We start from the raw sequence: 22,411 nt of genomic DNA, 5'->3' as shown, positions 1-22,411 counted from the left end.
TTTCCCTTTTAAATCTATTTGGTTATTGATTTACATTTTGAAATTGAACCATAAATTCACTGAAAGCTTTACATGTTTCATACGGGACAGCGTTGTAGGTAGATGCACGGCAGCCTCCAACAGAACGGTGACCATTTACACCGATAAATCCTTTAATCTTTGCTTCAGCTAAGAATTTCTTCTCTAATTCTTCATCCTTCACTCGGAAAGTAATATTCATAAGTGAGCGGCTTTCGACTTCAGCATGACCAATATAGAATCCGTTGCTTTGATCGATTGCGTCATAAATGAGTTTTGCTTTTTCCTCGTTTCGTTTGGTTAGTTCATTAATTCCGCCTGTTTCTTTAATCCAGTTCAAAACTTCGCCAAGCATATAAATACCGAATGTAGGTGGTGTATTATACAAAGAGTTGTTTTTTGAATGTGTGCTATACTTTAGCATAGTCGGAATGTTAGGATTCGCCTTTTCAAGCAGATCCTTGCGAATGATAGCTACTGTAACACCAGAAGGACCAAGATTCTTTTGAGCGCCGGCATAAATTAATGAAAATTTGCTTACATCAATGGGCTTGGATAAAATATCACTGGACATATCGGCAATCAATGGTACATCACCTGTATCTGGGAAGTCCTTCCATTGTGTCCCATAGATGGTATTATTTGATGTGAGATGAATATAAGCATCTGTCGGGTTGTATTTCAACTCGTCAAATTGAGGGACACCGCGATATTGTCCTTCCTTCGTAGAGGCAACTTGGTAAGCATCCCCAAATAATTTTGCTTCAGAATATGCTTTTTCAGACCATGACCCGGACATGATATATCCTGCTTTTTCTCCAGGTTTCAAAAAGTTCATTGGAACCATTGAAAATTGAAGACTTCCTCCCCCTTGCAGAAAAAGGACCTCGTAATTTTCCGGAATAGATAACAATTCTTTTAGAAGTGCAATGGCATTGTTATGTACTTCTTCATAGGCAGCACTACGGTGGCTAAGCTCCATGACTGACATACCCGTACCACGAAAATCAATTAGTTCCTTTTGAGCTTTTTCAAGAACAGCTAACGGAAGGGCAGATGGACCTGCATTAAAGTTATAGGCACGCTGGACAAGTGTATTCATTTTTTCACTCCCATTTTTCATTTATTAGAATATAACATATTTTCTTGCATTTTAAATCAACTAATTCTAAGTGAAGACGTTTACATTCAAAAAAATTTATAATATATATATTTTCAGCCGCTGTTCCCTTGTGAAAAATATAAATAGAGTTCAGATTTTCACAAAGAAATTAAGTAAAAAACAGTAGAAATTCAGTGTTTTTTTTATTTTATATAAGAAATTGTGTAACTAATTGTTCGGAAAATAAAAAGTATTATGAATATATTGACAAGTATTTTGTGCGACTGTAGAATTACAGTTAGCAAAAGGAAGTGCTTTTTTTTACGATTTTTACCGGTAAAATCGTGGAAAATAGAAATGTAAAATTTTAGTGTTTCTAAAACCTGAGATTTTAAGCTTTTGTTGCTTGCTGGCCACGAGCAGAAGAAATAATATTCTTTGAATTAAATGAAAACGTTTACAAAGTTCAGTTTTCATAATGCAAAACAAATACAAGGGGGATAAAAATGGCAAAAAATATTAGTAGAAACATGCTTAAATTTTTAGTCGTCATTCTAGCTTTTCAAGATGTTGCAGCTGGAGTAGCAGGATCGATTATGGCCGACATTATTAAGGCATTTCCAGACTATGATCCCACCATTGTCATGTTGGTAGCTACTTTCCCGGGTCTCATACAAATTGTACCTGCGTTATTTTATGGAAAACTAACCAAAGTGTTTAAAAAGAAAACATTGTTATTTATCGGGTTGACTTTATTTATTGTCGGTGGGACACTGCCAACATTTATTGATAATCTGCCATTGATTATTGCAATGAGAGGACTTTTAGGACTCGGTGTAGGTATTACAATGCCGTTATCTATTGATGTCATTACGGATTTCTTTGACGGCAGGGAAAGAGATTTCTTAATAGGCTTTGGAACCTCCACGATTGCATGTATTGGAGCAATCTTCTTCCAATTAGGCGGAGGAATTTTAGCAGATTCCTTTGGCTGGCAATATGGATTCCTTACTTACCTTTTCCCAATATGGATACTCGCTTTGACTATTGTTTATCTTCCTGAACCTGAGAAGAAAGAGGTTTCAGAAGCGACTGGCTCAAAGGCTAAGGTCAAGCTTCCTAAGGCAATTTATTGGGTTTGCTTAGGTCAGGTATTTTATTCTGCATTAATTTTTGGTTATGTAACAAACATTTCAGTTGTTATTCAAGGTGATCAATTAGGTAATGCAACGGAGGCAGGTTTGGCAATCTCTATTTTTACTTTTGGGACACTGCTAGCTGGGTTTGTTTTCGGAAAGGTAAAACATTCACTTCCAAACTTCTACCTTCCAGTCGGAGTTTTTGTAACGGGGTTAGGGATGGTCATTTGTTACTTTTCCCCCAATTTAGCAATGATTTTTATCGGCAGTGTCATCGGCGGAGCTGGGATGGGAATTGGACTTCCTGGAGTATTTACCAAAGTTTCAGAACTTACTCCTGTCGGTGCTCCTCCTCAAGTAGGGTTAGTCGTAGTAGGCCAAGGATTGGGTGGTATCATTGGACCATTTGGTTTTCAAGCTATCCAAAATATTTTTAATCAAGATATTGGCCGTTTCCCATTAGCCATCAGTTCTGTTGGATTAATTCTTTTAGCACTAATTTGGGCGGTAACAGTTATGAGACCCAAAAAGGATTTAGAGGTTACCTTAAATTCATAAAGCTCCTTTAAAATTGAAGACACCTCATTCTTTTAAGTAGTGAATAACGGAATTCACCACAAAATAGATTGGGGTGTCTCCTATTTTAGGGAAGATTGAAACAACAAACGGGTCGATATTTGTAAAACATATAGTTTTAGATAGCCGTACTATGGCTGGTGAATAGAGGGGGAAATACGTTGGATAATCGATTAAAAGTATTAAAAGTATTAAATAAACCACCATTTCAGAAGTTAACCGTATTTGCTTCTGCCTTAGCATTATTATCAGGAAGTTCCTATAAAAACTTTATGGAGCAGGAAGTAAAAGCGGAATCTAACAAGACAAAGGTAACAAATGAAAATGGGAAGCAAAAAGCGGGAGAAGACTCCCCGAAACCCAATATCGTGTATATTGTTTTGGATGATTCAGGGTTTTCCGACCTTGGAAGTTATGGTTCTGAAATCCAAACACCAAATCTTGATTGGTTAGCGGAGAATGGGTTGCGCTACAACAATTCTCATGTTACTCCAGTTTGTTCACCAACCCGTGCGGCATTGCTAACGGGACGTAATCCTCATGATATTGGGATGTCAACTGTGGCCAATTTTGATATGGGTCCAGAATATCCGAATAAACGAGGACGAATCTATCCAGAGGCTGGCACGATAGCCGAGGTACTTAAGGAAGAAGGCTACAATAGCTATACATTAGGAAAATGGCACTTAGCTCCGTCACATCAGGTAACTCCAGCAGGTCCATATGAAAATTGGCCGCTTGGTAAAGGCTTCGATCGTTTCTACGGGATACTTGAAGACTCCAGCGATCAATATAGGCCAGAGCTTGTCCAAGATAATAGTTTTATTGAGATCCCGGAAAAGGAGAACTATCATTTCTCAGAGGATATCATAGACAAAGCTAATCAATATGTTACCGATCATGCTTCTGTGAACCCAGAAAAGCCTTTCTTCTTGAATTTAGCGTTTGGCGCCCAGCATCAGCCTGTTCAGGTGCCGGAGGAATACATTAAAAAATACGAAGGTGTATATGATGAAGGCTGGGATAAAATCCGAGAACAAAGGTTTAAGAAGCAAAAAGAACTAGGAATTATTCCAGAAGATGCAGTGCTTACGCCGCTTAACCCAGGTGTGAAACCATGGGATCAACTTACGGAAGTCGAGAAAGAAACGTTCACACGTTTCCAGGAAACATATGCCGGATTTTTAACGCATACAGATGAACAAATTGGACGATTTATTAATCATCTGCGTTCAGTGGGAGAATTGGATAATACGATGATTGTCTTTTTATCTGATAATGGGGCAAGTGCAATGGGAAAGGCCACAGGTTCGATAAATCATACTATGGCCTACAACGATATGCCGGAAACACTCGACTATGTAGTAGAGAATATTGATAATTTTGGAACTGATAAAGCAAAAGTCGAATTCCCAGCTGCCTGGGCCCAAGTAAGTAACACTCCTTTTAAATTATATAAATCAACGATGTATGAAGCTGGAATTAAAACACCGCTGATCGTATATTACCCAAAAGGCATTAAGGAAAAAGGGGAAATCCGAGATCAGTATGTTCACGTAAGTGATATCACGCCAACTGTCTATGATATAGCTGGAATAGAATTGCCGCAAGAAATCAAGGGAGTCAAACAAATACCGCTTCAAGGTGAGAGTTTTGCTGAAACATTTGATAATGCAGAAGCTCCTGGTAAGAGAACTCAATATTTCGAAAACAATGGGCAGCGTGCTATCTACCATGACGGCTGGAAAGCAATCGCCCGTCATACAAAAGGACAATCGTACGAAAATGACGTATGGGAACTTTATCATTTAGCTAAAGACCCTACTGAATCAAACAACCTTGCAGCTAAAGAGCCAAAAAGGTTAAAAGAACTTCAAAGATTATGGGAAAAAGAGGCAAAGAAATATGATGTTATTCCGATGACTGACATTATGGGAGACGGGTTCTTATTTATGCCTAGTGATTCTAATCGTAACCGCAACACCTTTACCTTCTATCCCGGCATGTCACTGCTGCCAGAAGGTGCTGCGCCATTTATCATAAACCGTCCATATTCGATTACGGTTCCAATTATTAGGGAAAGTTCTTCCGATGAAGGGGTACTAGTGGCGTTAGGTAATTATGAGAGCGGTTATACACTTTATATTAAAGATAACAAACTAGTTTATGAGTATAACATAGGGACAAAAGTCTATCGGATTGAATCAGAGGCACCTGAGGGCCAATCCACTATTAGATATGAGTTTAATCCCACCGAACTTCATAAAGGAACAGGCAGTCTTTATATTAACGGGAAGAAAACAGGGGAAGTAACAATAGATCAAACTCATAAATTTAAAATAAGCTTTGAAGGATTGGATATTGGAAGAGATACACATTACCCTGTGAGTACTGCATACGAAAATGAAGGTGATTTTAAGTTTTCGGGTGAACTAGAAAAAGTAGTTTACGAACTAAAATAAAAAAATAACTGTCAGAAAAAAGTAAAAAAGCCAGTAACAATTCACTGCGTTACTGGCTTTTATTTTAAGAAATGAGGGAAGAAAAAATGAAAAAAACACCAACAAAAGGCTTTCATATTCTAGCAAAACCTTCAGGACCTATTTGCAATCTAGATTGCCATTACTGTTTTTATACAGAAAAAGAGGCCTTCTTTACAGGGAAAAGTAAGTTCCGAATGTCCGAAGAGATTATTGAGGAGTTTATTAGCCAATACATAAAATCTCAAGATGTTGATGAAATACCGTTTGTATGGCAGGGTGGAGAACCAACATTAATGGGCCTTGAATTTTACAAGCGCGTAATTGAACTACAAAAGAAATATGGGACAGGAAAACGAATCACCAATTCGCTCCAAACAAACGGAACACTGTTAACAGAAGAATGGTGCAAGTTTTTGGCCGATCATAACTTTCTTGTAGGCTTGAGTCTTGATGGACCTGAATCCATTCATGACCGCTATAGAGTTGACCGTGGTGGAAAACCGACTTTTCATAAAGTGCTAAATGCACTTCATTTATTAAAAAAATATAATGTTTCTTTTAATGTACTGGTATGTGTAACAAAGAATTCTTCTATGTATCCCTTAGAAATTTATAACTTTTTTAAGAAAGAGGGAGTAGAGTTCGTACAGTTTATTCCTATAGTGGAAAGATTGCCGGATACCGAAGCGATAAAACTTGGCCTTCGGCATGCCACACCACCTTCTGTAAAACAGGAAGAAGCCCAGAAAGCTGTCTCTACCTGGACAGTAGATTCCGAAGAATATGGGGATTTTCTAATTGCTATTTTCGATGAGTGGGTAAGAAAAGATGTTGGTAAAATCCATGTAATGAACTTTGAACACGCTCTTACTTCATGGTTAGGACTTCCTGCAACAACATGTTTTTTTGCCGAAACGTGTGGGAGGGCAGGTATAGTTGAACACAATGGCGATGTTTATTCATGTGATCACTTTATGTACCCTGAATACAAGCTGGGGAATATCTTTGATGACACGTTTAGTGAGATGATAGATTCAAATAAGCAGCGGGCGTTTGGGGAAAATAAAAAATCCTCTCTGCCGAAGTACTGTCAAAGCTGTGAGGTTCGTTTTGCCTGCAACGGAGAATGCCCAAAACAACGCTTCCTATTAACTCCTGATGGTGAACCGGGGTTGAACTATTTGTGTGCAGGCTATAAAAAATACTTCCATCATATTCACAAATATATGAAAGTAATGGTTCAACTAATTGAAAATGGTTTGCCGGCCGCTGAAGTGATGGAAGTTATTAAAAGACCTCTAATTGTGAAAAGAAGATAAGTTTACAATAGTACAATTAAAACTGTAGATAAATTCGAATTAAATAAATTTTTAGAATTAATTGACAGATTGAATTATAGTAGGTAAAATTATAGTTAGTTAATGGAAGCGCTTTTTTAATGGTTTTATACTACATACGTAATATTTAACACAAGAACTAAAATTTTAGTTGTAAGGATCAATTAATTTGCAAAGTGAGGGAAATGAATTATGGCTGAAGTAATTAAACGGAAGATCCAAACCGGAAACTATCAAACATTTATTAATGAAGCTGGAGATAATAAGTCAGCTGAAACGATTATTTTTCTACACGGAAGCGGGCCGGGGGCAAGCGGAGAGTCAAATTGGAGAGAAATTCTACCTCGTTTCCAGGATAATTTCCACGTAGTGGCGCCAGATATCTATGGCTTTGGAAATACAGATCATCCTGAAGAGTATCCTCGAAATGGAGCAGAATGGATGCAGATTCGGGTAAATCAAGTCCTTTCCTTAATGGACGCTTTAGAGGTTGATAAAGCCCATTTGGTTGGAAATTCCTTAGGCGGTGTTATTGCACTTCACCTTCTTATGTACGCTCCAGAAAAGTTTGACCGTGTAGTTTTAATGGGAGCAGGAGGCGGCTTGAAAGAACCTACCCCAGAACTTGCAAAATTAGCAAACTTCCATAAAGATCCAAACCCAATTGCATTTAAAAATTTATTAAGCTGGTTCTTATACGATAAGAATTTTCTAGAAGATAAGCTGGAGAAAATTGTCGCAGAACGTTTAGAGTTGTTCTTAAGACCGGATGTACGCCGATCTTATGAAGAAAATTTCACAAAATCACATCTTTCTGACATGCTTGTTCCTCCTTCAGCACTTAAACAAATGGAAAATGAAATGTTACTCATTCACGGGCACCAAGACCGATTTGTACCGCTTGAAAGCAGCCTTTACGTTATGGATTACTTGCCAAATGCACAGCTTCATATCTTCAAAAGATGCGGGCACTGGGCTCAAGTAGAGCAAAAGGAAAGATTTATCAAATTAACATCGGATTTTTTCAACGGTGAAATATAGAAATAATAGTAGATTTTTTAAGTTCAAACGAATACACCGTTGATACCTCCTTCCTATAAGCTCAGTATGAAAGTGATAGACTCTTAGAGTAATTACTAATATTATAGGGGTAACGACAACAAATGAGAATTGAAGGTGTATTGAGATGAAAATAGATCAGGCTTATCGCTATATTAAAAGACAAATTATTGATGGAGTCTGGGTACCTGATACAGCGATTAATGTTAATGAAGTTTCTGAGCATTTAAATATCAGTCGAACACCCATACACAAGGCAATGACAAAACTTTCAGAGGAAGGATTTTTGTCAATCATTCCCCAAGTAGGTGTCTTTGTTAAAAGACCTGAGATGGAAGAAGTCATGGAGCGATTATTGGTCTGTGCAACCTTGGATGCATTAATGACGGAGCATGCGATAAAAAATTTAAATGATCAAGAACTATCGCAAATGTATACTATCTTGACTAAAATGGATAATCTAGTAATCTCTGAAGAAGAGTACGCTTACCTCAACATTGAGTTTCACACGATAATTTATAAAGCTGCTAAGTTATCCTATACTTTCAGTCTTGCCAATCAGTTATGGGATTACTTGAACTATGTTGGTAATCCAGCAATGTTATTTTCACCGGATCGAAGAAAGCAATCGCAGGCGGAGCATTGGATGATTTACTATAGCTTAAAAGAGAGAGACTCTAAACTAGCGAAAAAGCTAATGGAAAGACATTTAACTCGTATTGCAGAAAGCGTCAGCGAGAAATATCAGAATATGGGTATCGCACAGGAAGTGGTAAACGAAATATAAATGGTATGTAACCATATTACGGGAGGTTTACTTATGAACCAAAGCGTGTTGGAAACGAAAAATGTATTAGTGGATAGAGCAAGGGCTCTTATACCTAAACTGCGTGAGTTTAGCCAAGATATTGATAAAAATAGTAGAATTCCAGATGAGATTGTGGATGATTTGAAAAATGAGGGACTGTTAAAGGTTCTCAGGCCGCATATGTTTGGCGGTTATCAGACAAATATGAGAGCGTTTACAGAAGTTGTAACAGAGATTTCCCGTGGTAACGGTTCAGCCGGTTGGTTCGTTTGCTTAAGCAACATTCGTGATTATATGATTTCTTACACATTCGGAGAAAAGGCCTTAAATGAAATTTATTCGACAGGTAAAGATGTAGTTTTAGCAGGTAACTTTAAACCTATTAAGTGTAATATCAAAAAGGTCGAAGGCGGATATTTTGTAGAAGAAGCCCAGTGGCCATTTGTTTCAGGAAGTCCACATGCCGATTGGTGCTACTTTGGATTCCCATTAGCGGATGAAAATGGCGGAATGGAAATGGCCATAATGGTGGTGCCGCGTGAGGAAATAGAAATTCTTGACGACTGGAATGTTATGGGATTAAAGGGTTCCGGCAGCAATAGCTGTAGAATTCAAAATATTTTTGTTCCAGAACACCGTGTATCATTGGATCGCTTAGCAAGCAAAGGTCATTACCTGATTGATCCGCTTAAAGACGTTTCATTATATAGATCCTCTTTTGTCCCATCTCTAACATTATCGATTGTTGGTCCGGCATTGGGGCTTGCACAGGCAGCCATGGACCTCTATATGGAAAGACTTCCGAAAGCTGGAATTGGAAACACCTTTTATCATAAACAAAATGAAGCACCAATAACACATCATCAGGTTGCCCAAGCACAATTGAAAATTGATACTGCTGAAATGTTTTTATACCGTGCTGTGGATAAAATTGATCGCTATGCTGAACTTGGAGAAGTAATGGATAGTGCTGAAATAGTAAAAGTGAAGGCGGATTTCGGCTATGTCAATCAATTATGTAAGGAAGCTATTGATCTTCTAGTTGCTGGAGCCGGGTCCATGTTTACCTACCATAATAATCCTTTACAATTAGTTTATCGTGACTTTTTCGCCATGCACATACATGGTTTCATTACACCATCAAGTTTAATCGAAACATATGGAAGAGTCCTTTGCGGCCAAGAACCAAATACTTACTTTGTCTAACTTGAAATGAAAAGGCTTTCTGTTTTCTGAAGATTCGAATATAAAAATTTATTGGAGGAAAAAAACATGAGTTTACCAGAAATTGCAAAGTTAGGACATGTAGCTTTAGTTTCATCAGATCTTGAAAAATCACTTTGGTTCTTTAAGGAACTGATTGGTTTAGAAGAAACAGAAGAGGTAAATGGTACGCATTATTTACGCGCATGGGGAGATTTTGAACATCACACATTATCAATAACTGCTGGTGAAAAGTCATATGTTGATCATATTGCATGGCGAACAAAACGTCCGGAAGATGTAGAACAATTTGCACATTTGCTTGAAGAAGCCGGTACGGAAGTAAGCTGGGTTGAAGCAGGAGTAGAAGCTGGGCAAGGAAGAGCCATTCGTTTTCAATTGCCAAGTGAACACCGTTTTGAAATTTACTATGACATGGAAAAAACATTAGCAGAGCCTTCCAAGCGTTCTGTGTTAAAGAATCAGACCTATAAAGCTTGGGCAAAAGGATGTTCTCCGCGAAGAATTGACCATGTTAACATTCTAACATCATTAAAGGCAAATGTGATTTCAGATTATTTAATGGAAAAGTTAGGTTTTAAAATGAGAGAATGCGTTAAGGCTCCGGATGAATCATTAATTGGCGCATGGCTAAGCGTAACTCCTTTGGTTCATGATATCGCCGTAAGCCATGATCCATTCTCACCATCTACACACCAGATTCACCACTTGTCTTATTGGCTGGATAATGCACAAGATTTGCTGCGTGCAGCGGACATCTTAACAGAACATGGACTCAAGTTTAAAGGTCCAGGTAAGCATGGTATTTCACAAGCAATGTATATATACGTGGTCGATCCAGGAAGTGGAGTACGCGTAGAATTGTTCACAAATGGCTATTTGATTTTTGAACCAGACTGGGAGCCAATTGTGTGGACGTTAGACGAGATGGATGTAGGATTTACCTTCTGGGGTGATCAAACAGACACGTTACCAGAAAACAATCCGACCATTGAAGCTTAAGAGTATAGCAGATTAACTTTATAGAAGAGAGAGGTTAGTAAAATGGATGATCGTCAATTTCGGACCGCGATGGGGAAATTTGCAACAGGTGTAACTGTAATTGCTACTGATGTGGATGGAGATGTGCATGGCATGACAGCAAATGCCTTCATGTCTGTGTCACTTGACCCAAAACTAGTAGTAATCTCAATTGGTGAAAAGGCAAGAATTCTTGAGAAAATTAAACAAAGCCAAACGTTTTCAGTTAATATTTTAGCTGCTGACCAACAGGAACTTTCGATGATTTTTGCGGGTCAGTTGAAGGAACACCGCGAAGTGGAATTTGATCGACTAGATGGAAAGCCCGTACTAAAGGGCGCAGTTGCACAAATTGCCTGTGAAGTATCTGCAGTACATCTTGAAGGCGATCACACGCTATTCATTGGAAGAGTAACAGATATTCATTTAGAAGACGCTGAACCACTAATTTTTTATAGTGGAAAGTACCGGGCTTTAGCTGAAGAAAAAGCTGTAACGGTATGATTAACACTAAAATGTAAAGGGGGACAGTTGTATGGATATTCAAAGAGCGGCAACTGCTTTAATGGCAGCAGAAAATGAGAAAAAACCGATTGCCCCATTCACATCCTCTACAGAAGAAATTTCAGTTGAGGATGCTTACAACATCCAGCTTTTCCAAATTCATCAAAAGATAGCAAAAGGTGCTGTGGTCGTCGGAAAAAAGATTGGGCTGACGAGTAAAGCAATGCAGGAAATGCTGAATGTTTCCGAACCTGATTATGGACATCTTCTAGATGACATGATGTATGGAGAGGGAGAGACAATTAGTCTTCATAAGTTTATTCAGCCGAGGATTGAATTTGAGATTGCGTTTGTTTTGAATAAGGATTTAAAAGGTCCTGGTGTGACCATGAATGATGTGATCGAAGCTACGGATTATGTTGTTCCAGCCCTTGAAATTATTGATAGCCGAATAAAAGACTGGCAGATCAAATTTGAAGATACAGTTGCAGACAATGGTTCATCCGCTGGTGCAATTATTGGAAGAACAACTGCAAAAATAGATGATTTAGATTTAGCCGCGGTAAAAATGACTGTAACTAGAAATGGTGAGTTTTTGGACTCAGCAGCTGGTTCAGCCGTGATGGGGCACCCAGCAGAAGCGGTGGCTTGGTTAGCCAATGCACTTGGAAGCTACGGAATTTCTCTCTATGCCGGGGAAGTTATTCTATCGGGAGCCCTATCAAAAGCCATACCAATTGAAGATGGGGATACCTTCACAGCTGAATTTGAGCATATAGGGGCAGTAACCGCTAGCTTCAATAAATAAAAATACGTTATAAACATTAAGACTCCTTGTATGAAAAATGTAAGGAGTCTTTATTTTAAGCTTTGGCATTTTTGTAGAATCAAAATCCTTAATCTTTAGAGGGAAAAGGTGAGTTTATGAAGGGTAACTCAGGCAATCTACTGGAACCAAACTACATAGAAGAAGGAAATAAAAAAATTCTAACTACTACAGGAGCCTTTGGTTTATTACGTAAGGGCATAATCGAGAATTTAGGATCAAATCGGGCCAAAGGGTTTTTGCTTCGTTATGGCTGGAGTTTGGGTGTCAGTAATGCGGAAGAAGCCATGTTAACAAGTACCTCGATAGACTATCTTATTAATCAAGCCGCCGTGCTCCATTTAAGTACAGGTCATATAGGAGATGTCCAGTCTGAAAGATTTATTGAATGGGTTGATTCGGAAAATATAAAAACAATCAGCGGCAAAGGGAAGTGGATGAATTCCTTTGAAGCACAGGAGCATCTTAAACATCATGGAAAATCAGATATGCCTGTATGCCATATTTTAACGGGTTATGCTAGCGGCTATATGTCTACGATTTGTAAAAAGAGTTTGATTGTTAAGGAAATTAGTTGTGTAGCCAAAGGTGACCCTGAATGCTGTTTCGAGATGAAGCTCCAGGAAGATTGGGGGCTGGAGATTCAGGAAGAACTAAAATTCTATCACGAAATCAATATTATTGAAGAATTAGAATATACCTACGAGCAATTGTTAGAACAGCGAAATTATATCGATAAGGTTTCCAAATTCCATAAAAAATTAACCGAAAGTATATCAAACGGCAGCAATTTGCAAGATATTGCGGATTCCACATTTGGATTATTAAAAATACCGATTTCAATCGAGGATTTAAGCTTCCAAAAAATTGTTTACGCAGGAATGGAAGAAGACGAATATAGCACTTTGAGTAAAGAACTGAAAGAGAGCTTAATTAGAAAAAATAGAAAAAATAATAAACCACTTCCGCTATTTAAAGAAACAACAAGACTAAAAACAGAAAACCAAGAACGGCTCATCACACCCATTATTGTACAAAAAAAAGTGATTGGATATTGTACATTTCTTTATTTAAAAGAAACAGAAAACAGTTCTGAAAATAATATTATGTTTATCGAGCGGGTAGCGAATGCAGCTTCTTTATACCTTTTAAATGAAAAGACAAGTTTTGAAGCGCTTGAAAAAATGAAAGGATATTTTTTGGAACAAATTTTAAAAGGACAGTACTCTTCTAGAGAAGAAATTATCAATCGCGGGCGTTATATGGGGGTGGACCTTGAAACTCCGTTTTATATTGCCGCAATCGACTATAAAGAGAATGGCAAGACAGCAAAAGACAGCAATGACTATGAACAAATTTTAGAATCAATGGCTAAGTACCTAGACATTCAGGGATATAAAGCACTCATCGGTCAATATGAAGGTAAAATTATTATGCTGATACCTGAGTTGTCTAACATACTTCCTAATATGGAAAGAGTTTTAAAACATATTGAAACGACTCATTCATTTTACAACTATAAAATTGGAATTAGTGATAAAGCTGAGGAAATTGAACATGTTTTGGAGCATTTGGATGAATCCTTAATCAGCCTGAGGATGTCAACGGAGAAGAAAATTATCCATTTTAAAGATTTAGGAATTGTGGGTATTTTAATAAATTCAAAAAATGTCAGCGGGATCAAGAAAATTGCGAAACAAGAATTAGGACCGCTTTATAAATTGGGAGAAGGCAAACAAAAGGAATTATTGAAAACACTTTATGTTTTTTTATCAAATGGCGGCAAACTGCAACAAACCATGGATGATTTGTCATTATCAATGAGTGGTCTCATGTATCGAATTAACAAGATTGAAAATCTAATCAATAAAGATCTACGAGATTCATCACAAAGCTATCAGTTACTATTGATTTTAGATTCACTGTTAGCTTTGGGTGAACTAGAAATATAAAAATAGTGAGTTAAGTAACCCAAGCGTTTATGTTATATTACTCCTTTTTAGATGAAGTATCAAAATACCAATATAAACTAGTTGAAAATAGTAGAAAATCCAATGAATTTTACTCTAGTTTATATATTTAGAATTTTCTAACATTAATAAATGTAAGGGTTTTCTTTTTTGATACAAGAATCTGGGAGGGATATTGTTGAATCAAGCTACAGCTATTAATACCGTTGAAAGAAGTACTTTAAAGAAAACAATGAGAAGAATACTGCCGTTTATTTTAATTCTGTATGTCATTGCTTTTTTGGATCGGGTGAATATGGGATATGCAGCTTTAGAGATGAATGCAGATTTAGCATTGACGGCTGAAGCGTTTGGATTATTGTCTGGTTTATTTTTTATCAGTTATTTCCTTTTTGAAGTCCCAAGTAACCTGATTTTACACAAAGTGGGTGCACGTCTTTGGATTGCCCGTATTATGATTTCTTGGGGTATTGTGGTCGTATTAACGGGGTTTATCCAATCTGCGGCTCACTTATATATTTTACGCTTTTTATTGGGTGCTGCAGAAGCAGGGTTTGTCCCAGGAATCATTCTTTACTTAACGTATTGGTTTAGAGCCCGTGAAAGAGGCAAGGCAACAGCTCTCTTTTTTGTTGCCTTGCCATTAAGTGCATTAATTGGTGCGCCTCTTTCTACCTGGATCATGGATACTGTGTCTTGGGGAGGATTAGCGGGCTGGCGGTGGATGTTTATTTTAGAGGGCATACCTGCAGTCCTATTAGGTATTGTGGTTTTATTTTACTTGACTGACCGTCCTGTTAACGCTATATGGTTAACAGAAATAGAAAAAAATTGGCTTGAAGATGAGCTTGTTAAAGAAAGAAAACTAAGTGCAAAATTAAATAAATCATCACATCTTGGTATGTTAATGGAATCGAAAGTATGGAAATTAGCTTTATTTAATATTGCTGGATTTGTTGCGGTGAATGCACTATCTTATTGGATGCCTACGATTATTAAATCACTTTCATCTTCTGAAACAACTAATTTGCAAATTGGATGGCTGGCAATGATTCCTTCTATTATCGCGATTCCATCCATTCTTTTTACAGGTTGGAATGCAGATAGAACGGGCAGGCATAAATTGCATTTAGGTGCATGTGTGTCAATTGCCATGATTGGGTTCATTGGATGTGCATCCGTTTCAAGTGTGCCGATGATGGTTTTAATGCTATCAGTTACTTCCGCCGGGCTATATGGGATATCCGGAACATTCTATGCCTATATCACTTTCTTCTTTTCGGAATCAACGGCACCTGCTGGGATTGCTTTAGTAAGCACATTATCTTCACTAGGTGGTTTCTTAGGGCCAATGTTAATGGGCATTTTCGATTTTAAACAGGCGATGTTTATCATTGCTGGATGCCTACTTGTCAGTTTAATTACTCTATTTACCCTAAGGTTCGTTAAGAATGACCAGAAAGACCTAGCCGATACAGGAGCAGTAGAGATCCCGAATTGATTTAAACGAAGTTATAAATCGAATCTCCATAATATTTGAGCCCGCTTTGGGCTTTTTTTATGGAAAAAAGACACTCAAATAGCTGAAATGTTTAGTTGATTTGTCAATAATCCAATAAAAATCTACTAAAAAAAGTCTAATAATCAAATACTTTTTATTCTAGAAATAGACGATTAAATTTTCTAAAATTTCAGTTATAGATAAACTTTACTATGAATAATGTCAAATTTAAAAATGTAAGGGGTTCCAACCGTGTGGGGATTTTCTAAAAAACTTTATTTCTTCAAGGAGGAATTGTAAATTGACTAACATAACTCAACAATCAATTAAAACTGCTAACTATGAAACATATCTAAATCGTGCAGGTGAAGGCAATTCAGAAGTGATTTTATTTTTACATGGCTCCGGACCAGGTGTTACATCGTTTGCGAACTGGCGTTATGCTTTGAAAGACTGTTCTGAGACGTATGACTGTCTTGCTCCAGATCTTTTAGGTTTTGGCAACAGCAGTCATCCGGAAACCTTGCCTAAGAATAGGCAAGAGTGGATGGATTTATGGGTAACTCAACTTATGGAGCTTCTAGATGATTTGGGTGTTCAAAAGGCCCATTTAGTAGGGAATTCGTTGGGATGTTCCATTGCACTTGAGCTTTTATTAGAACATCCTGAACGATTTGACCGGGTGGTGTTAATGGGGCCAGGAGGAACACCTAATACCAAAGTAAGTCCAGAGTTAGCCCGTGCGAAAGGATTTTATGACAATCCGTCACCAAAGAAATTGCGTCAAATTATGAGCTGGTTTGTATATGATGCAGAGGAAATGGCGCCAATAATCGATGCAATCACAGATTACCGATATGAAACAGCTATGAAGCCAGAAGTCCGTATCTCAAATGATTCCATATTCGCAACAGCAGCTGTACCAGTCCCAACAACAGCATTAAGAAGAATTGAGAATCCTGTTCTACTTGTACATGGGCGGGATGACATGGTTTGCTCCGTAGAATCTAGCTATTACTTACTCTCACATTTGCCGAACTCCCAGCTGCATGTATACGGTAAATGCGGCCATTGGACGCAAATTGAAAAGCAGGAAAGCTTTAATTACTTAATTCAGAACTATTTTGCAGATAGAATCTAAAAAAATCAAAAGGAGGAAAAAAAGATGACTTTACCTGAAATTGCGAAGTTAGGGCATGTGGCAATCGTTACTCCCGACTTAGAAAAATCACTATGGTTTTTCCGTGATGTAATCGGCTTAGAAGTAACGGAGGAAGTAAACGGTACGTATTATTTACGGGCATGGGGAGATTTTGAACACCACTCCCTTTCTTTAACTGCAGGAAATAGAGGATACGTAGATCATATCGGCTGGAGAACGAAACGTCCGGAAGATGTAGAAGGTTTTGCACAGTTGCTTGAGAAGGCTGGAACAGAAGTAAAGTGGATTGAAGCAGGAGAAGAGACTGGTCAAGGACGGGCGATTCGCTTTAAACTGCCAAGTCAGCATTCCTTTGAGATCTATTATGATGTAGAAAAACCTCAAGCAGACGAAAAAAGACGTTCCGTCTTGAAAAATCAAACCTACAAGGCATGGGCCCGTGGCTGTTCACCAAGAAGATTTGACCATGTAAATATCGCCACATCCATGGATGTCCAAGAAATCCTTGACTACTTAGGAGCTCAATTAGGCTTTAAGCTTCGTGAATATGTTAGGTATAACAATGAAACAACCATGGCCGGCTGGATGAGTGTGACACCTCTCGTTCACGACATAGCCGTTATATCAAGGCCACAGGCACCAACGCCAAACCAGCTCCACCACATTTCATATTGGCTGGATAACGCTCAGGATGTCTTACGGGCAGCAGATATTTTAGCTGAAGAAGGAATTAAGTTTATTGGTCCAGGAAAACACGGCGTTTCTCAAGCTTTATACTTATATGTACTTGACCCAGGAAGTGGCTGCCGCGTTGAATTGTTTAGTAATTCCTATTTAATTTTTGAACCTGATTGGGAGCCTGTTGAATGGACGGAGGAAGATCATTCTATCGCTAACACCTATTGGGGTGAATCCGTCAGCGATAAAGAAAAGAACAAACCTACAATAGAGGCTTAAATTAGAAGGCTGACTCAAAAGTACTTGAGTCAGCTTTTTTCAAAGACATTTTCTTAAAAAAGTGAGGCAGATAGTTATGAGTGAAATCAAAATTTATGAAACAGATGTCGTTATAGTGGGTGCAGGTAATGCTGCTATGTGTGCAGCCATCTCAGCAAGGGAAAACGGAGCAAATGTCCTGGTCCTTGAAAAAGCACCAGAAGCTGAAAAAGGCGGAAACAGCACCTATACACATGGGTCCATCCGGTTTGCTTATGATGGTGTCGAAGATTTAAAGGAAATCATGCCTGACCTATCACCAGAAGATATTGAGTCTTCAGATTTTGGGGTCTACTCTGAGGAAGAATTCTATGAAGATATGTGCCGTGTCACCAATTACCGGACTGACCCGGAACTAGCTTCAATTTTAACAGGAAAAAGTTTTGAAACGATGAAATGGCTCACTTCCCACAAGGTACGCTGGGTACCTATATATGGTCGTCAAGCCTTTAAGGTAGACGGTAAATTTAAGTTCTGGGGGGGAATGATTGTTGAATCGGTAGGTGGTGGACCTGGATTAGTGGAAGCCCTGCATAAAGAAGCATCTTCTTTAGGTGTTCAAATTCTATTCAATGCCATGGCGACTGAGCTGATCCATGATGACGAAGGCGCGCATGGAGTGATTTTTAAGCACAATGGCAAAACAACAAAGGTACATGCCAAAGCCGTGATCTTGGCCTCTGGAGGCTTTCACGCAAATCCTGAAATGCGGACACGGTATTTAGGACCCAAATGGGACTTGGCCCATGCAAGAGGGAGCCGTTTTAACACTGGAGAAGGTATACAAATGGCATTAAATATTGGTGCCCTTGCCACTGGAAATTGGTCAGGCTGTCATTCTGTCGGCGGCGACAGGTATCTTCCCGAATTTACAGAAGGATTTCAGAAGCTTAGCTATCCTTTTGGAATTATGGTAAACGCAGAAGGAAAGCGCTTTGTGGACGAAGGGGCGGATTTCCGAAATTACACCTATGCAAAATATGGAAGGTTAATCCTTGAACAGCCAGGACAATTTGCATGGCAAATTTTTGATCAAAAGGTATCTCGTCTATTACGAGAAGAATACAAGGGCAGGCAAGTAACAAAAGTAAAAGCAAATACACTAGAGGAATTAGCGGAAAAACTTGAAGGTGTGGACTCTGCAGGTTTTTTACAAACAGTTATAGAATACAATGCGTCTATTCGGAAGGATATCCCATTTAATCCAAATATCAAGGACGGCAGATGTACAGAAGGATTAGCGGTGCGCAAATCAAATTGGTCAAACACATTGGAGGACGGTCCGTTTGAAGCCTATTCCGTTACTTGCGGTATTACCTTTACCTTTGGAGGCTTGAAAATTAACCCCGCGACAGAAGTACAAGATGTACTATCCAAGTCTATCCCAGGATTGTATGCGGCAGGTGAATTAGTTGGAGGATTATTCTACTTTAATTACCCAGGTGGAGCAGGTTTAATGGCTGGGTCTGTGTTTGGAAAAATTGCAGGTGAGAAGGCAGCACAATTTATTAAAGCCAAGGAAATCATCAATTCGTAAAAATTCTGTACAATTTACTAGTCTTGTGGACAAAACCTTAAAATAATAACTCAAAAACTAATAAAAATTATCTAAAAATGTTTGAAAGTTGAAAGTTTTTTACCCTTTAAAATGATTTTGTAATTTTCTAAAATTTAGCTAAGAACTTAAACGAATAAGCTGAAATAAAGTTGAAAAGGAGATTTTACCATGACAAAGGTTACCTATAGTGACACGTATCTTGTAGATAAAGCTAAATCCCTCGTTCCTAAGCTAAAAGAAAGAGCTAAGGAAACAGAAGAAATTCGCAGAATACCTGAAGCAACGATGAATGATTTAAAAGAAGCAGGTCTTTTTAAGTTACTTCGCCCAAGAATTTATGGTGGCTATCAAACTAGCATGAGAACTTACTCTGATTGTATTGTAGAAATCTCTCGCGGCTGTGCTTCGACAGGCTGGATCCTTTCGCTTTGTGCAATTCGGGAACTTATGGTAGCCGAATCATTTACAGAAAAAACGCACCAAGAAATCTTTGGAGAGAATGAAGATAATGTCCTTTTTGCAGGTGTATACGAACCTAGAAAATGTATTGCCCGAAAAGTGGACGGTGGATATTTAATTGAAGAAGGGTTCTGGATGTTCTGCTCGGGTTCGCTTCATGCGACTTGGGGATACTTCGGTATGGTAATCAGGGATGATGAAGGAAACCTTGTGGATCAAGCCTTAATGACAGTGCCATTTGAAGAAGTTGAAATTATGGATGACTGGCATGTTATGGGCTTGAAGGGTACAGGGAGTAACAGTGTAAAAATGACAAACGTATTTATCCCAGAACACCGAGTCGTTTCTTTTGCAGAAGTCCTAAATGGACAATTTAAATCAGATCATTTACGCGATATCCCGCTCTACAATACGGCACTTTTTCCAGCGTTATCCCTTTCATTAGCATTACCAGGCTTAGGATTGGTAAAGGCAGCGTTAGAATTTTTCCAGCAAGTACTGCCTAATCGAAAAGCTGCCCATATTGGTGTAGAAAATTTAATTGATTCACCGACTCTCCATGCATTACTTTCGGATGCTGCTTTGAAAATTGATACCGCTTCCATGCATTATTACCGTGTGGCGGATGAGCTAGATGCATGGGCTGCCAGCGGTAAATTCATGGATAAGCCAGCACGAGTTAAGGCATTAGCAGATATCGGTTATGCCAATCAAGTAAGTAAGGAAGCACTCGATATTTTAATTCTAGCCAGCGGTTCTGGTTACGTATATGAAGGTCACCCGCTGCAAAGAATTTTCCGTGATTTTTGGACGCTCTACTCACACAGAACGATTTCACCGTTAATCACCAAAGAAAATTATGGCCGCGTTTTAGCAGGCTTAGAATCAAATGCACTAAGATACTAGGATACTCCTAATCAATCAAAAAAATCTTAATCAAGAAGAAAGGAGACTGTATGGAAACGATTTATATTAACCATGATAATTTGGCAGATTGGCAGGGAAAAGCAAATGCATGTGTAATGGCCCTTGGTTTTTTCGATGGACTCCATTACGGACATCGAGAAGTAATTAAAACGGCATTACGGGTAGCGAAAGAAAAAGGTGTGCAGCTTGCTGTTATGAGTTTCTTTCCACATCCAAAGTCTGTCTTGTCCAATGGGGAAAAACAAGTTGATTATTTAATCCCCCTTTCTGTTAAGGAAAAAATTCTTCGGGGGCTTGGTGTTGATACGTTTTATATTGTTGAATTCACCAGGGAATTTGCCGCTCTTTCACCTGAACAATATGTTAAAGATTATCTGGTCAATCTTGGGGTTATCCATGCAGTCGCCGGTTTTGATTTTACTTATGGTTCTAGGGGAATCGGAAATTTAGAGCGTTTGATGAATGATTCCAGGGGAATCATCGATGTGACAAAAGTGGAAAAAGTAGCATGCCGCGGCGAGAAAATAAGCTCTACCAGCATCCGTGAAAGATTAGCTGCAGGCAATGTAGAGGAACTGCCGGATTTTCTTGGCTGCTGCTATGAAGTAGAAGGAATGTGGGATGGTCAAACATTCAAGCTGAATCCATACTATACACTTCCTGCCCCCGGAAAGTATGCGGTAAGCATTAATATCGGAAATTTATCAATGCTTACAGAAGTGAATGTAGTAGAAAAATCTCTTAAACCTGTTACAGAACTGCCGCTATATATGTTTGGGAGGCTATCGATTGTTTGGCATCAGCGTATCTCTGAGGAGGCTCCCTCTTCTCGTCCTAATTTAAAAGTTGGAGGATTAACTCTATGAGTAAATGTAAAGATTTTCAAAGTATTCTTGGTGAACCAGGTTCCTTTATCCTTCCTGGTGCCTATGATGCGATGTCAGCAAAATTAATAGAAGAAACAGGATTTAAGGCGATTTACGCAACAGGAGCTGGAATATCTAATGCACAGCTGGGCTGGGCTGATGTAGGACTCACTTCCCTAAAGGAAGTAGTTGATATTGTTGCAAGAATGGCCGACGTTACCAATATTCCAATCGTTGTAGATGGGGATACCGGGTTCGGAAATGCGATCAATGTAATTCGGACTGTAAAAGAGTTTGAACGTGCAGGTGTCGCTGCCATTCAAATGGAGGACCAGGTCTCACCAAAGAAATGCGGTCATTTTAACGGAAAAGAAGTCATTTCTAAGGAAGAAATGGTAGGAAAAATTAAGGCTGCTTTAGATGCTAGAAAAGATGAAAATCTCGCAATTATGGCACGCACAGATGCAATAGCCGTTAATGGTGTTGAAGACGCGATAGACAGGGCATTTGCCTATTACGAAGCGGGTGCAGATATTATTTTTGTCGAAGCACCAAATACAATTGAAGAATTACGGCAAATTACCAGTTCACTAAAAGGAATCCCACAGGTTATTAACTTAGTAGAAGGCGGCAAAACTCCGCTAATTTCCTTAAAAGAAGCAGAAGAAATCGGTTTTAAAATTATGCTTTGTGCCAATACAGCGCTTCGCTCGGCCATTAAAGGAATCACTGAATCTTTAATAATTCTAAAAGAAGAGGGCTCACAGGAAAACCTTTTACCTTTAATTTGTACTTGGGAGGAAAGGCAATCTCTTTTCAAACTGGGTCAAATCAAAGAATGGGAAAAAAAGTATTTATACAATAATTAGTAATAGG

At 38.5% G+C, this 22,411-nt stretch carries 18 protein-coding genes; 17 read left to right on the top strand and 1 reads right to left on the bottom strand.

All coding sequences use genetic code 11. The features are described 5' to 3' along the window. Positions 1-22 precede the first annotated feature (22 nt). Positions 23-1,120, bottom strand: a complete 1,098-nt coding sequence (gene serC, locus ABC255_RS21675; protein ID WP_412996807.1) for a 3-phosphoserine/phosphohydroxythreonine transaminase — start codon at positions 1,118-1,120, stop codon at positions 23-25. A 506-nt stretch (positions 1,121-1,626) separates the two neighbouring features. Here serC and ABC255_RS21670 point away from each other — a divergent pair. From ABC255_RS21670 to ABC255_RS21590, 17 genes are all read left to right on the top strand, one after another. After that, the gene (locus tag ABC255_RS21670) at positions 1,627-2,817 is read left to right on the top strand and encodes an MFS transporter (protein WP_412996805.1); all 1,191 of its coding nucleotides are present in this window, start codon (positions 1,627-1,629) and stop codon (positions 2,815-2,817) included. 179 nt (positions 2,818-2,996) lie between these two features. After that, complete coding sequence (locus ABC255_RS21665; protein WP_412996803.1) at positions 2,997-5,297, top strand: arylsulfatase; 2,301 nt, start codon at positions 2,997-2,999, stop codon at positions 5,295-5,297. 86 nt (positions 5,298-5,383) lie between these two features. Further along, entirely contained in the window at positions 5,384-6,637 is a 1,254-nt protein-coding gene (locus tag ABC255_RS21660; RefSeq protein WP_412996801.1) for an anaerobic sulfatase maturase, read from the top strand. A gap of 210 nt (positions 6,638-6,847) precedes the next feature. Next, complete coding sequence (locus tag ABC255_RS21655; protein WP_412996799.1) at positions 6,848-7,696, top strand: alpha/beta fold hydrolase; 849 nt, start codon at positions 6,848-6,850, stop codon at positions 7,694-7,696. Between the two features lie 145 nt (positions 7,697-7,841). Continuing rightward, positions 7,842-8,501 (top strand): GntR family transcriptional regulator, encoded by a 660-nt coding sequence (locus ABC255_RS21650; RefSeq protein WP_412996797.1) that lies wholly within the window; start codon positions 7,842-7,844, stop codon positions 8,499-8,501. Between the two features lie 33 nt (positions 8,502-8,534). Then, positions 8,535-9,728, top strand: coding sequence for an acyl-CoA dehydrogenase family protein (locus ABC255_RS21645; RefSeq protein WP_412996796.1), 1,194 nt, complete (start codon positions 8,535-8,537; stop codon positions 9,726-9,728). Positions 9,729-9,794: 66 nt separating this feature from the next. Next, complete coding sequence (locus tag ABC255_RS21640; RefSeq protein WP_412996794.1) at positions 9,795-10,748, top strand: VOC family protein; 954 nt, start codon at positions 9,795-9,797, stop codon at positions 10,746-10,748. Between the two features lie 42 nt (positions 10,749-10,790). Continuing rightward, on the top strand, positions 10,791-11,270 hold the full coding sequence (locus ABC255_RS21635; protein WP_412996792.1) for a flavin reductase family protein: 480 nt from the start codon (positions 10,791-10,793) through the stop codon (positions 11,268-11,270). Positions 11,271-11,301: 31 nt separating this feature from the next. Then, positions 11,302-12,078: a 2-keto-4-pentenoate hydratase gene (locus ABC255_RS21630; protein ID WP_412996790.1), complete on the top strand. Its 777-nt coding sequence runs from the start codon at positions 11,302-11,304 to the stop codon at positions 12,076-12,078. A gap of 116 nt (positions 12,079-12,194) precedes the next feature. Next, positions 12,195-14,048 carry a V4R domain-containing protein gene (locus ABC255_RS21625; protein ID WP_412996788.1) on the top strand — a complete coding sequence of 618 codons (1,854 nt, stop codon included), beginning with the start codon at positions 12,195-12,197 and terminating at the stop codon, positions 14,046-14,048. Between the two features lie 196 nt (positions 14,049-14,244). Beyond that, a complete protein-coding gene (locus ABC255_RS21620; protein ID WP_412996786.1) occupies positions 14,245-15,567 on the top strand; it encodes an MFS transporter in 1,323 nt (440 codons plus the stop codon). 301 nt (positions 15,568-15,868) lie between these two features. After that, positions 15,869-16,708, top strand: a complete 840-nt coding sequence (locus ABC255_RS21615; protein ID WP_412996784.1) for an alpha/beta fold hydrolase — start codon at positions 15,869-15,871, stop codon at positions 16,706-16,708. Positions 16,709-16,732: 24 nt separating this feature from the next. Then, a complete protein-coding gene (locus ABC255_RS21610; protein WP_412996783.1) occupies positions 16,733-17,686 on the top strand; it encodes a VOC family protein in 954 nt (317 codons plus the stop codon). 76 nt (positions 17,687-17,762) lie between these two features. Then, complete coding sequence (gene tcuA / locus ABC255_RS21605; protein ID WP_412996782.1) at positions 17,763-19,262, top strand: FAD-dependent tricarballylate dehydrogenase TcuA; 1,500 nt, start codon at positions 17,763-17,765, stop codon at positions 19,260-19,262. 189 nt (positions 19,263-19,451) lie between these two features. Further along, entirely contained in the window at positions 19,452-20,648 is a 1,197-nt protein-coding gene (locus ABC255_RS21600) for an acyl-CoA dehydrogenase family protein (protein WP_412996780.1), read from the top strand. A gap of 50 nt (positions 20,649-20,698) precedes the next feature. Continuing rightward, positions 20,699-21,535: an adenylyltransferase/cytidyltransferase family protein gene (locus tag ABC255_RS21595; protein ID WP_412996779.1), complete on the top strand. Its 837-nt coding sequence runs from the start codon at positions 20,699-20,701 to the stop codon at positions 21,533-21,535. Beyond that, positions 21,532-22,404: an isocitrate lyase/PEP mutase family protein gene (locus ABC255_RS21590; RefSeq protein WP_412996777.1), complete on the top strand. Its 873-nt coding sequence runs from the start codon at positions 21,532-21,534 to the stop codon at positions 22,402-22,404. The genes ABC255_RS21595 and ABC255_RS21590 overlap by 4 nt, the downstream gene beginning before the upstream one ends. Positions 22,405-22,411: the final 7 nt, after the last annotated feature.

This window comes from Neobacillus canaveralius (genome assembly GCF_047237705.1).
GTDB classification, from domain to species: domain Bacteria; phylum Bacillota; class Bacilli; order Bacillales; family Cytobacillaceae; genus Neobacillus; species Neobacillus niacini_K.
This window is presented reverse-complemented; position numbering and strand designations above follow the sequence as displayed.

Bases quoted from the DNA above. Each gene is read 5' to 3' on its own strand.
- ABC255_RS21595 (WP_412996779.1), top strand. From the start codon at position 20,699: ATGGAAACGATTTATATTAACCATGATAATTTGGCAGATTGGCAGGGA.
- ABC255_RS21670 (WP_412996805.1), top strand. From the start codon at position 1,627: ATGGCAAAAAATATTAGTAGAAACATGCTTAAATTTTTAGTCGTCATT.
- ABC255_RS21600 (WP_412996780.1), top strand. From the start codon at position 19,452: ATGACAAAGGTTACCTATAGTGACACGTATCTTGTAGATAAAGCTAAA.
- ABC255_RS21635 (WP_412996792.1), top strand. From the start codon at position 10,791: ATGGATGATCGTCAATTTCGGACCGCGATGGGGAAATTTGCAACAGGT.
- ABC255_RS21625 (WP_412996788.1), top strand. From the start codon at position 12,195: ATGAAGGGTAACTCAGGCAATCTACTGGAACCAAACTACATAGAAGAA.
- ABC255_RS21645 (WP_412996796.1), top strand. From the start codon at position 8,535: ATGAACCAAAGCGTGTTGGAAACGAAAAATGTATTAGTGGATAGAGCA.
- ABC255_RS21650 (WP_412996797.1), top strand. From the start codon at position 7,842: ATGAAAATAGATCAGGCTTATCGCTATATTAAAAGACAAATTATTGAT.
- ABC255_RS21630 (WP_412996790.1), top strand. From the start codon at position 11,302: ATGGATATTCAAAGAGCGGCAACTGCTTTAATGGCAGCAGAAAATGAG.
- tcuA (WP_412996782.1), top strand. From the start codon at position 17,763: ATGAGTGAAATCAAAATTTATGAAACAGATGTCGTTATAGTGGGTGCA.
- ABC255_RS21590 (WP_412996777.1), top strand. From the start codon at position 21,532: ATGAGTAAATGTAAAGATTTTCAAAGTATTCTTGGTGAACCAGGTTCC.
- ABC255_RS21640 (WP_412996794.1), top strand. From the start codon at position 9,795: ATGAGTTTACCAGAAATTGCAAAGTTAGGACATGTAGCTTTAGTTTCA.
- serC (WP_412996807.1), bottom strand. From the start codon at position 1,120: ATGAATACACTTGTCCAGCGTGCCTATAACTTTAATGCAGGTCCATCT.
- ABC255_RS21660 (WP_412996801.1), top strand. From the start codon at position 5,384: ATGAAAAAAACACCAACAAAAGGCTTTCATATTCTAGCAAAACCTTCA.
- ABC255_RS21655 (WP_412996799.1), top strand. From the start codon at position 6,848: ATGGCTGAAGTAATTAAACGGAAGATCCAAACCGGAAACTATCAAACA.
- ABC255_RS21610 (WP_412996783.1), top strand. From the start codon at position 16,733: ATGACTTTACCTGAAATTGCGAAGTTAGGGCATGTGGCAATCGTTACT.